A 12,180-nucleotide genomic window follows, 5' to 3' on the forward strand; every position below is an offset into this window, starting at 1 on the left:
AGCGGGCATTATTTTATGTTTTGATATTGTTAAATATATTTTTTCTTTCGGGCTGTTGGAATTACAGAGAATTAAATGATATTGACATAGCGGCAGGGGCTGCAGTAGATAAAAATAAAGACAATAATAATTATATGGTAACCGTTGAGATTATTAATGCCAAAGGAGGCAAGGATGGGAGCATTACACCTGATATCATGAATATGGAGGGTATAACCATATTCGATGCTATAAGGAACATGATAATGAGGATAGGCAGAAGGATATATTGGGGGCATTCCAGAGTATTTATTATAAGCCAGGATATTGCAAGAGAAGGCGTTATTGATGTCATAGATTTTATTAACAGGGATGCCGAGGCCAGGGCGGACACCTATCTTCTCATATCCCAGGAAGAAACAGCAGGAGAGCTTTTAAAAGGAAAGGACAAGGTTCATGATACCATATCCTTCCATATAGTTGATACAATGAAGTCACAAAAAAGCATCCCGAGTTATGCAGTAGTTGAATTGTGGCAATTTATAAAAGATTTGTCTGCCGAAGGTATTTCAGCCACAATACCTACTGCAATTATGGCAAAGGATAAAGACAGTATCACCCCTCAGGTTACAGGAACAGCAGTATTTAAAAAAGATAAAATGATAGGATGGCTCGATGATACTGAGAGCAGAAGTATGTTGTTTATTAAAGGTAAAATAAATAGCGGTCTCATTATAATTCCAAATATTATGGAAAATACCAATGCAACCCTGGAATTATCTAAAGTTACTACCAAGGTTACTCCGGTGATTAAGGAAGGAAACCTCACAATGAATATAAAAGTAGTAATTGATGCCGGTATTGCTGAAGTGCAGGGAGATACTGATATAATCAGTAAGGATGGAAGAAAAAAAGTAATTGAGGTTGCAGAAAAGACTGTAAAAAGTCAGCTTGAAAGTGTAATAAAAAAGGTACAGAGCCAGTATAAAAGCGATGTATTCGGATTTGGAAGCACTGTTCAAAGGAAGATGCCAAATGAGTGGAAAGCAATTAAAGATGATTGGGGAAATATTTTTGCCGATATGGATACCAATGTCAGTGTCAAAGTTGAAATTAAAGGCAGCGCTTTGGCATCAAAGCCGATAAAAGTGGGTGATTAAATGTTTATTTTGGTTATAGTAGTTTATGCAATAATAGGTTTTTATGAGATGTTTCCTATGATTAAAAATAAGCAAAAAAAAGAGCTGATACTTTACGGTATTACTTTTGGTACAGCATTTATATTAAGTATGCTTTTGAGCCTTGGAGTTGAAATACCCAGTCCGGCTGATCCTATAGAAGCTGTTATAAACTATGTGATAGGGAAATAATCCGTAATACAAAAGCGCAGATGATTCTGCGCTTTTATGAATGTAAATAGGTGTTTCCGTCGAGGATGGAAAAAGCCTGAAGGTTTAGTTTTGAATTTATAGTACCTAAGGCGTAAATAGTATAATTCCAACCATCTTTAAATTCCATATCTGGGATTGTAACATGGTATCTTTCCGGGATCTCCAATCTCAATACATATTTTCCCGGAGAGATTGCAGTATAATCAGATGAGGTTTTATACTGTACATCTTCTATCAAGGTGTCGCCTTTGTTAATGGAAAGGTTCAAGACTGAAGAATCCGAAGATAAATTAGCCAGCCTTATATTTGATGTATTTTCGTGTTCTTTAACCAATATATCCTCAAATAAAATAAACTGTATATCCTCCCTGCCTCCAATCAAAGCAAGGGTATATATCAATCCTTCTTTTATTATAAAAGTGTCATCTGCAAGGGCGGGTTTATTTATATTCATAAGCGCCTTGATATTATGCTTGCCGGCAGGTAGTGTGAAATAAGGGGTAAATTTTTTAAACCCTAAGCCTTTTGCAATAAGCTGTCCATTTGAATATATATCCGCCTTTTTTGTTCGGGGAGATATCTGAAGAATACGCACATGGCAAGAAGGGACTTGTTTTTGTTGAGGTATATAAGAATCCATGGAATTATAGCTTAAAAAATCAAACACGGGACATCCTCCAAATATGAGATTACACTATTATATGAAGGATGCCTCTGAATTGCTATAGGACTGATCTGTTTTTCATTTCATATATTTTATTTAAAAATTCATACGCCGTATTAAAAACCTTGCTGCAAACGGAGCTGCGGCATATTATGTGGTCAGACCCGGTAAAATATTTTAATTCCTTATGGACGGATGATATGGTTTTGTATATATAATCAGCGCTTCTTCGCTGTACCGTATCATCCTCTAATGCCTGGATAATAAGCATGGGGTTGTTTATTTCCTTAAAAAGCGGCTTTGTTATATAAAGAAGTTTTCTGAAATTAATAAGGGAATAAAGGGGCTTTTCAACACTCGTTCTGACATAGAACTTAAGATATTTATAGTCTCTTCTTTTAAAATCCTGTTTCAGGTTTAGTGCTATTCTTTTAAAGTCCCAGTAATATATGGGAGTATTCAATGTGACAATACTATCCACATGGTTTTTTAAGGCCAAATTGACGCAAATCAATCCCCCCATTGAAAAACCCACTAAGACAATAAAGCTGCATTTGCTTTTAAGCTCATCCAAACCTTCTTGTGCGGATTGTATCCAATCTTCATAATTAACATGAGCAAGGTCTCGCCTTACTCCTGTATGGCCTTTAAGCTTTGGGCAAACTGTCACAATACCCTTGCTGCTTAGGTAATCGGATAAAGGTTGTATTTCCCATACACTGCCGCCAAAGCCATGTACTATAAGACAGCCTATCTTATCTTCCATAAATAACTTTTGCACCTCTTTTACAGTCTTGATTGCTGGTATGATGCAATGTTCATTGCATGATATCAAGCAATCAAAGAAGAAATCATATGTTAATATCTAGTATACGCAGCCTGTATGCATTCATTGCGGTTTTACCAAGTTTATCGAGGAGCTTGTAGTTGGCGTAAGCTCCTGCCACTGCACCTATCCCCGGAAGCATCTGAAGCATTTTCGCTAAGTCTATGTAATCCCTATATTCCTGCTGAAAGGTTCTCCAATCAAAAGAGTTGATATCCATGGGAAGTTCATCGTAAATCTTTTTCCAATCCTTAAGCTGCTTGTAGTTTTCGGCAATTTTAACAGGGCTGGAAAATGCCAGTTGAAATATATAGAGTATATATAATCTTTCTTTATAATTCCTTACATCAAAGCCATAAAGGCTTGCCGTATCAAAGAGAAACTTCATTTCAATGCTTAATAGCAGCGGAAAATCGGCAAGACTTAAAAGAAAACCTCCTGCACCGGTACTAGCACCTTCAACTGCCGCAGTGCCTTTATAAAAATTAATCCTTTCCCTAACCTTACGTTCCCTTTCTTCTAAAGGCGCAGCCACCAGCGGATATCCGGTAATAAATTCCGACCCTGTTAGAACGGCTTTGACCATATTTTTTATAGCTTCGGTAATCACCTGGTGAAACTTATCAGGAATTATAGTGTTGACTGTATTTTGAAAATTCTTTGATATACGGCTTGTAATAGAAGGCCTTCTTAATATTTCCCTATGCCACTCTTTTAATTCCTGTATTGATTTATCTTCATATGAAATCATAAAATCACCACATTCGCTTTTCTAATATATATGATTATACTTCTTTATATTATATATGTATATGCCACTGCTATTAAGAGAGGTTAAATACAACAAAAAAGGAAGCTTCGTTGTTGTGTTCGAAGCCTCCTTTTATTTAAAGTTTAGTTTGCGTTGAGGAAATTATATAATGCTACTGCAGCATCGGCTCTTGTTATGAGACTGGAAGGATTGATGCTGCCGTTATCATCTTTAATAATACCTAAGCCGTAAGCGATTGCCATATGGCCTTGAAGCTCGGGATTTATTGAATCCTTGTCGGTGAATGGAAGATTAAATATCCCCTGTATTTTTGCCACACTGTCATATTTTAAGCCCCGGATTAAAAATTTAACTGCATCTTCCTTTTTCACAGTGGCCAGTGGGTCTTTCTCATTTTCAAGGATTATCCCAGACCTAATTAAATAGTTGTAGAAATCCTCATCAGCTTGTTTCTCTCCTGTAGGTTTAAAGCTTACATATGGGTCGATGGATTTTTGCAGGAGATATAAGAAATCTTTCTGGATTATATTTTCATTCGGTTTAAATTCAGTTCCGTCTAAAGATATTCCATACTCTGCAAGTATTCTGATTCGGTCTTCAGCACTGTGACCGGCTATATCCGTATACTGTGAAACTGTTTTTTCCTTGTACTCTGTTCCTGCATAATCAAGGAGCTTGCCTGTTACTGCATGGATGTTTGACGGCTTATCGGTATTTACCGCATAAACCAGTCTTATTGTCGGTTTAGTATCCTTTGCAGGCGGCGCAATGACTTTTGATTGTGCCGGGTTTGAATAGTCGGCAACATATTGAAGAGTCAATCCTACGTTTTCAAACAATATTTTATGGGCCTGCTCGGAATTTATTATGGCTGATGCATCCGGAAGCTCGCCTTTATACCAGTTGTAGCTGTAGTTGGTTATTTCTCCTGATACGGCATTCACTGTGACGTTAAAGCCGTTATCTATAAAGTATGCACCGTCAGCTTTCCTTGTAAATGTGAAATAATAGTTTCTGGGGGCTTCTTCTTGTGCATAAGGTATCGGAGTTCCCTCCTGCCAGGTTGTATATTCTATTTCGCTAACCCTTGAAGGCTGCATGGATTTGATAAAATCCTGGGCCTTTTTAAGGGATTGGTCCTTATCATATTTAACCTTGCCTTCATTATCATTAGAGGAATATCTGTAAAAGTTTAAAACTTCCCCTGTTTTTGCATCTATTGAAATGCTGGCGCTTTCATATGTGGCTTTATCATTTGACTTTGTCTCCTTGGTGAAATACAGGCTCCAGGAGAATTCATCATTCTGGCCGGTACTGTATAAATTAACTGATTCCAGCTTGAAGGTATTGTTTAAGGCCAGGAGTTTTCTGGCAATATCCTCGGCTTTAGTCTGGGCAATGAAGTTTGATGCATCTTGAACTGCACTTAATTCTTCGGGAGTTAAAGGTATACTTGCTGTGTTCCCAGCTGCCATATCATAGGATGCTCCGCGGGCGGAAGCTTCTTTTGCCAGTGCATAATAAATATCTGAAGCCGATACTATCTCTCCGGTTATGGCGTCAATTGAACGGTTGTTATATACATTTGTGTATACAAGGTAGGGAGTCCTGTTTTTATCGGTGTAGTTCATTTTAATTCCCAGCTTAAGCCCCAGTTTTTCTGCATATATCTTTTCAGCTTCATCCAATTTTATTAAATTGGATGACTGGGGGAATACCAAATCATCAGTCCAGTTGCTGTAAAAGCTTTCAACCTTTCCTGTGCTATTGTTAACTGTAACATTTACGTTATTTTGCATAAAAGGTATACCGTTTTCAATACGTATATAGCTGAAGTAATAGCCGGTATCGTTTATATTTACTGGCGCTGCATCCTCTTTGAACTCAAGCTTAGTCCACATTTCAGGATTGATTTTTTTAATAAATTCATCAGCTTTTGCTTTGGCCTCAGTTTTACTTACAGTGGGCATTTTAGAGTCTTTGTTTTTTTCATAAGGCTTGTAGGAATAATAGTTTAATATCCTGTTGTTTGAATCAATGGTAACATCCACACTGCCTTTTAAATTTTTACTGTCCCTCCAGTTAAGGCCGTAAACGGTTTTTCCGTCAGTGGTATACATATTGTATGAAAAATCATCATAGGTTTCTATTATGCCAATTAAGTTTTTGGCAGTGCTGATGGCATTGTTGAGACCGGTGTTATCCTCGGCAAAGGATGTAACCGGTATAACAAGCGAAATTAATAATGTTAAAACCAGTAAAATAGAAGTTTTCTTTTTCATAAATAGCCTCCTTTTTCATTTTCTTTTATTAAAGACGGGAAAAAAATATAAGTGTTCCGAAAATTTAGCAAGATTAGAAATTATAATTAAATTTTATTGTATATTTATGGGCAAAGCAATAAAATGCAAAAATAAAAAATGTGAGGGACAAGACTCACATTTTTTATATGTAGGGAAGTATTAAAGAAATTTGCAAAATAATTGTAAAGGATTGAGAGTAGTAAAGCTCATAAATTACTAAGAATAAACTGCAAATATTACAAAAAAACTGCTATATCTAAAATTAAAAATCCTAGGTGGTATATTCATCCTTCACAATAATAGTATAGCAATTTAGAAATCTCAACTCTATGATTATTCAGTGAATTTTTTAACGTTTTTGTTTTATTCTGAGAAATCTCCATATTGACAACATTTATATAATAATTTAAGATAAAGATTACAGCTTTATATTAAGACTGTGAAAAGGTATAGTAGAAAGAGAAGCAATTATACAGAAAAGGAATCATTTGCTGAGAGATTCTATAAAAGCATCTTTTGAACCCGCCTTTGAGTCCTGCACCGAACCATATCAATTGAGATATTCATTAGGCTGCAGCGGAAATTACCGTTATTAAAATGAGATAATATATCGCTTGATATATTAATTAGGGTGGTACCACCGTATGCCTCGGTCCCTTGCAGGGATTGGAGGCTTTTTTGTGTTTAAATTGGAAAAAATATAACGAAGGCACTAACTTTCGTAATCGAGGAGGATTCATATGGCAAAGGAGAAGAAATTCGTAGAAGCTATCACATCGATGGATGAGGATTTTGCACAATGGTATACCGATATAGTTAAAAAGGCAGAGCTTGCTGACTATTCAGGCGTAAGAGGATGTATGGTAATACGCCCATACGGTTATGCAATATGGGAAAACATACAAAGAGAACTGGATAGGATGTTTAAGGAAACAGGACATGAAAATGTCTATATGCCCATGTTCATACCTGAAAGCCTGTTAAATAAGGAAAAGGAACATGTAGAAGGTTTTGCCCCTGAGGTGGCATGGGTTACTCATGGAGGAAGTGAAGAGCTCACTGAAAGGCTGTGCGTGCGCCCTACGTCCGAAACGCTGTTTTGCGACCATTGGTCAAAGACAGTACAATCCTATAACGATCTTCCCAAATTATATAATCAATGGTGTTCCGTTGTAAGATGGGAAAAGACGACACGCCCCTTTTTAAGGACTGCGGAATTTTTATGGCAGGAAGGCCACACAATTCATGCAACTGAAAAAGAGGCAGAAGAAGAAACAGTAAGGATGCTAAATGTATATGCAACCTTAGCCGAAGAGTTTTTAGCCATTCCTGTTGTAAAGGGGCAAAAGACGGATAAAGAGAAATTTGCAGGTGCAAGTGCCACATATACTATAGAAGCATTGATGCATGACGGAAAAGCACTTCAGGCCGGAACATCCCATAACTTCGGGGATAATTTTGCAAAAGCTTTTGATATACAGTTTACCGATAAGGACGGGAAATTAAAATATGTATACGAAACCTCCTGGGGAATGTCCACCCGTATAATGGGTGCCATTATAATGGTACATGGAGATGACAGCGGATTGGTGCTCCCTCCTAAAGTTGCACCCATCCAGGTTGTCATAATACCCATATCCCAGCATGTTGAAGGTGTTGTTGGCAAGGCAAATGAAATTAAAGACAGGATTTCTAAAATTGCAAGGGTAAAAATGGATACAAGCGACAAAATGCCGGGCTGGAAGTTCAATGAATACGAAATGAAAGGTGTTCCAGTAAGGCTGGAAATAGGACCTAAGGATATTGAAAAAAACCAGGTAGTACTGGTAAGAAGAGATACGAGGGAAAAGACTTTTGTTTCACTAGACGAAATAGAAACCAAGCTTCCTGAACTTTTAGAAGATATTCAAAAGTCTTTATATGATAAAGCTAAAAGTGTAAGAGAAGAGAAGACATATAAAGCTGCTGACATAGAAGAGCTCAAGGAATTGGCCGAAAACAAGCCGGGATTTATAAAGGCTATGTGGTGCGGTGACAGGGAATGTGAGGATAAAATTAAGGAGGTTGCGGGCACGACATCAAGGTGCATGCCCTTTGAACAGGAAAAGGTATCCGATACCTGTGTGTGCTGCGGCAAAAAGGCGGAAAAAATGGTTTATTGGGGAAAAGCATATTAACTGGAAAAAATCAGGAGCAGTTCAATTTGAACCGCTCCTGATTTTTTCCTTAAAATTTTATGTAAGAGAAGGGTATGGAGGCACATATACCCTTCCCTGAAATTTTTAGAAGCCGTAGCCTCCACCATAGCCATATTTGTTTGAACCGCCCCAGCACCCTGCGCAAAGAACAAGCAGGAATACTATGATGATGAAGAGGACACTGTTGTCTATGAGCTGGTCGTCGCCTTTTGCAGCTACTGCTTCACCGCTGCAGCCGCAGCCGTCGCCTTGTGAAAGTAATCCGCCCTTATTGCGTCTGCCGAACTGTAATACTATAATTATAAGGATTAACAGGGCATAGATCCATCTTATTCCGGAAGCTCCGCTTCCATGCCCGGAATAGCCTCCCATACCGCATGTCGGTGCAACCATCGGGTAGCAGCATTCTTCTTTATGACGATGTTTTGACAATTTCATTTTCCCCCTTTTTAGGCATTGGAAGTTATATTCATAATGCGCCTAAGTAATTTATTTTATATGTAATTTGGGGTACTGAATCATAAAGGATTGGTGATTCAGTACCAGTAGAAAGAAGGTAAGAGAACACTATGTACAGGAAGGGTATGGAGGCACATATGCCCTTCCTGGAGAAACTGACTAGAAGCCGTAGCCTCCATACCCGTAGTTGTTTGAACCGCCGAACCAGCATCCTGCGCAAAGTACAAGAAGAAATACTACGATGATGAAGAGAATACTGGAGTCGATAATCTGGTCGTCGCCCTTATCTGCTACTGCGAAGCCCTCACAGCCGTCTTTCTCAAGTCCGGATTCAACTTTTTTACGCCTGCCGAACTGAAGCACTATGACTATGAGAATAAGAAGAGCATAAAACCATCTTATTCCTGTACCACCATAGCCTCCCATGCTGTACCCTCCGCCCATTGGTCCGCACACGGGATAGCAGCATTCTTCATGATGACGATGTTTTGACATATTATTTCCTCCTCTCAAGGCATTGGAATTTTTATTTTAAATAAGTACGATCGGATGGGTAACAGCCGTTAAATCCAACAGCCGTTCATTTCTATTTTTATATTATGTTACTTCAATGTAATTGTTACACCGGATATCTATGTACAGGAAGGGCATGGAGGCACATATGCCCTTCCTGAAGAATTCGACTAGAAGCCGTAGCCTCCATCACAACCTTTAGCTGTGCCAAAGCATCCTGCACACAGTATGAGCAGGAATACAACGATGATGAACAGTACGCTGTTGTCGATGTGCTGGTCATCTCCTACTAAAACTGATGAAGTTTCACTATCGCAGCCTTTCTTTGCAACGCCCTTTTCCTTACGACCAAACTGCAGCACTATGACTATGAGAATAAGAAGAGCATAGAACCATTTTATTCCAAAATCACCGGTATTACACTCTCCGTATCCTGCCGGACTGCAGCCCACCTTGTAAGGCATATACATTGGGACGCAGCATTTTTTCTCATGACGATGTTTTGACATTTTATTTCCCCCTTTCCAGGCATTGGAATGATTTTGATGTAACTTATTTAAAATAAGTACCAATATGCAGTTTGGTTACTGTCGTAAATTATGTAAAATATTAAAAATTTGTTTAATTGGCCTTTTCTACTTTTATACTATGTGAATATCAAAGAATGGTTACACATTAAGAATCAATAAAAAAATTATACGACACAATTAATATGAAAAAAATTCGACAAATTTTTTTAACATAGCATGATATTATATTAAGAAGGATACTGTAACAACGGGGTGCGATGTATGAATATATCAAGACTTCAGGATATAAAATGGGAGCCCAAACAAGTCTTTTTTATTTATTTTTCTTTATTGCTTTCATCCATACTATGTTCATCTCTTCTCTTCAGCTTTTGGGTAAATTATAATGTAATGGTTCACACCGTCATAGAGTTCGTATGTGTATTTATAACATTGTCTACTTTTTTATTTGTGTGGTGTACATATGATTTGAATAAAAGCATAAATAAAATGGCAGCCTTCGGTTTTATATATGCAGCCGTATTTGATGCTTTCCATATGTACTTTTATAGGGGCAACGGATTATTTGCCGGCAGAAGCGTAGATTTATCCGCTAAATACTGGATTATGGGAAGGCTTATTGAGGCATTGATCATATTTATAATGACCTTTAATTTCTTTAAATTTAAGCTAAATAAATGGGTGACACTATTTTTATCACTTATTGCTTCGGGGGTCATAGCATTTAGTATATTATATTTTCCCGATATAGTTCCTGTATTTATGGACAGCAATGGTATCACAAAGCCGAGGGTGTTGGTAGAATGTGTTATCATATATATATTTGCATCCAGCATAGTTGGTATCCTGGTGAAAAAATTATATAAAAAGAGAGGCAATATAATCGTCTATAAATATGTTCTCCTGGCGCTTCTCTTTGCAATTCCCGCAGAAATATGCTTTTATTTCAGCAGCGATACCCAATCCTATCTTCTCTTATTAGGACATTTTTTTAAAACAACCCATTATTTGTGCCTTTTTTTAGGTATTTTAGAAAATGTGATAATCAACCCCTACAAGCAATTGGAACAAAAAAATCTTTTTATTTCAGATATTTTAAATCAGATGCCTGTTGGGCTCATGCTGTATAATAAAGAAAAGTCCCTTGTGCTTTGTAATGACAGGGCGTTAAAATTGTTAGACTGTAATATGGATGAGATAGAAGGAAGATGTATAGGAGAGTTGATACAGAGATTTTTCAGCAGTAAAGAGGATATTGAAAGTTTTTTTGAACATTATAAGGAAACTAAGTTCACATTAATGAAAAAAGTAATAGTCAAGTTAAAGAGAAAAAACAGGTCTATAGTGAGAATAAAGTATGATTTATCTAAATTATCCGATGGGCAGATTTTATTTTTATTCGATGATGCCGGCAGGGACCAGGAGCTCTCAGATTTGCAGCTTCAAACCCAGACTATACTGAATTCCATGTCAAATGCTGTGATGATAACTGACAGGACTAATAAAATAATAATGCTTAATCGCGCATTCGAAGAGATCATTGGATTGAATTCAAAGGATGTGTTGGATATGGACCTTCATGAATTCAGAAAAAGATCCCAATTGAATATAGAAAGAGAGTATTACGAAATAAACAGGTCTGATATAAGCGGAAAGTCCAGAGAGATATCCTTGATAGCATCAAATGGTGACAGAAAGGAAATGATACATTATTCATCTCCGGTATTTAATGTAAACGGGGATTACATAGGAAGTATGAGCACATTCTCCGATATAACCCACCTTAAAAAAGAGCAGGAGAAAATTCAAAACCAGGAGAAGCTGGCCTTGATTGGAGGCATGGCATCGGGAATTATTCATGAGATAAAGAACCCCCTCTCAATTATAAAAGGATACAGCCAGCTTTTAAAAACGAAGATGAAGGATGAGACTTCAAAAGAGTATGCACTTAATATAGAAAATGCATCCAACGATATAGACAGGTTTGTCAAGAGCCTTTTAGACCTTGCCAAGCCGCATCCGTCAGCTTTTACGGAATTATCATTAAATGCCCTGGTGGAAAGCATAGGCATTTTTATGAAGGATTATCTGGCCTCCAGGCGCATTAGCATGTATCTTAATATTTCTCCCGTTGAAATGAAAATAAAAGGCGATGAGGATAAATTAAGGCAGGTTATACTCAATATGGTTACCAATTCCGTTGATGCCATGGTTGATGGAGCCGATGGAATTATAGAAGTAAATACAAGGTATATAGATACATCCAACGAAATGATATTGACAATTTCAGATACTGGAAAGGGAATGTCAAAAGAACAACTAAGAAAAATAGGCACTCCTTTTTATACTACTAAAGATTCGGGAACGGGCTTAGGCTTAAGCATCTGTTATCAGATAATAAACGAGCATGGTGGCAGGATTGAAGTAACAAGCGAGGAAGGCAAGGGTACCATCTTTAAAATTTTTTTAAGCTGCTCTGATGAATATCAGGTGGCCAACTGATTTATACATATTGACATTAAAACTAGTAACTACTATAATAGCA

General features: G+C 37.3%; 11 protein-coding genes and 1 other annotated feature. Of the genes, 4 read left to right on the forward strand and 7 right to left on the reverse strand.

Features of this window, described 5'->3' with window-relative positions; genetic code table 11:
- The first annotated feature begins 26 nt into the window (after positions 1–26).
- Positions 27–1,139 carry a Ger(x)C family spore germination protein gene (locus OXPF_RS03490; RefSeq protein ID WP_160317141.1) on the forward strand — a complete coding sequence of 371 codons (1,113 nt, stop codon included), beginning with the start codon at positions 27–29 and terminating at the stop codon, positions 1,137–1,139.
- Positions 1,140–1,349 (forward strand): hypothetical protein, encoded by a 210-nt coding sequence (locus OXPF_RS03495; protein ID WP_054873818.1) that lies wholly within the window; start codon positions 1,140–1,142, stop codon positions 1,347–1,349. It abuts the gene before it with no gap.
- A gap of 34 nt (positions 1,350–1,383) precedes the next feature.
- Here the strand turns inward: OXPF_RS03495 and OXPF_RS03500 are convergent, their stop codons facing one another.
- From OXPF_RS03500 to OXPF_RS03515, 4 genes are all read right to left on the reverse strand, one after another.
- Positions 1,384–2,037, reverse strand: coding sequence for a DUF4397 domain-containing protein (locus OXPF_RS03500; protein WP_054873819.1), 654 nt, complete (start codon positions 2,035–2,037; stop codon positions 1,384–1,386).
- Positions 2,038–2,092: 55 nt separating this feature from the next.
- Positions 2,093–2,800, reverse strand: a complete 708-nt coding sequence (locus OXPF_RS03505; RefSeq protein WP_054873820.1) for an alpha/beta hydrolase — start codon at positions 2,798–2,800, stop codon at positions 2,093–2,095.
- A gap of 85 nt (positions 2,801–2,885) precedes the next feature.
- Complete coding sequence (locus OXPF_RS03510) at positions 2,886–3,611, reverse strand: EcsC family protein (protein WP_054873821.1); 726 nt, start codon at positions 3,609–3,611, stop codon at positions 2,886–2,888.
- 143 nt (positions 3,612–3,754) lie between these two features.
- The gene (locus OXPF_RS03515; RefSeq protein WP_054873822.1) at positions 3,755–5,914 is read right to left on the reverse strand and encodes an S-layer homology domain-containing protein; all 2,160 of its coding nucleotides are present in this window, start codon (positions 5,912–5,914) and stop codon (positions 3,755–3,757) included.
- A 451-nt stretch (positions 5,915–6,365) separates the two neighbouring features.
- Positions 6,366–6,596, forward strand: a binding site (T-box leader).
- A gap of 79 nt (positions 6,597–6,675) precedes the next feature.
- Here OXPF_RS03515 and proS point away from each other — a divergent pair.
- Positions 6,676–8,112 carry a proline--tRNA ligase gene (proS, locus tag OXPF_RS03520; protein ID WP_054873823.1) on the forward strand — a complete coding sequence of 479 codons (1,437 nt, stop codon included), beginning with the start codon at positions 6,676–6,678 and terminating at the stop codon, positions 8,110–8,112.
- A 105-nt stretch (positions 8,113–8,217) separates the two neighbouring features.
- On the opposite strand, the gene OXPF_RS03525 is transcribed toward proS, so the two are convergent.
- From OXPF_RS03525 to OXPF_RS03535, 3 genes are all read right to left on the reverse strand, one after another.
- The gene (locus OXPF_RS03525) at positions 8,218–8,565 is read right to left on the reverse strand and encodes a hypothetical protein (protein ID WP_054873824.1); all 348 of its coding nucleotides are present in this window, start codon (positions 8,563–8,565) and stop codon (positions 8,218–8,220) included.
- Positions 8,566–8,751: 186 nt separating this feature from the next.
- Positions 8,752–9,087, reverse strand: a complete 336-nt coding sequence (locus OXPF_RS03530; RefSeq protein WP_054873825.1) for a hypothetical protein — start codon at positions 9,085–9,087, stop codon at positions 8,752–8,754.
- Positions 9,088–9,275: 188 nt separating this feature from the next.
- Positions 9,276–9,614, reverse strand: a complete 339-nt coding sequence (locus tag OXPF_RS03535) for a hypothetical protein (protein ID WP_054873826.1) — start codon at positions 9,612–9,614, stop codon at positions 9,276–9,278.
- Positions 9,615–9,896: 282 nt separating this feature from the next.
- Here OXPF_RS03535 and OXPF_RS03540 point away from each other — a divergent pair, with 282 nt between their 5' ends.
- Positions 9,897–12,137, forward strand: coding sequence for an MASE3 domain-containing protein (locus OXPF_RS03540; RefSeq protein ID WP_054873827.1), 2,241 nt, complete (start codon positions 9,897–9,899; stop codon positions 12,135–12,137).
- Positions 12,138–12,180: the final 43 nt, after the last annotated feature.

Origin of the sequence: Oxobacter pfennigii (assembly GCF_001317355.1) — a bacterium.
GTDB classification, from domain to species: domain Bacteria; phylum Bacillota; class Clostridia; order Clostridiales; family Oxobacteraceae; genus Oxobacter; species Oxobacter pfennigii.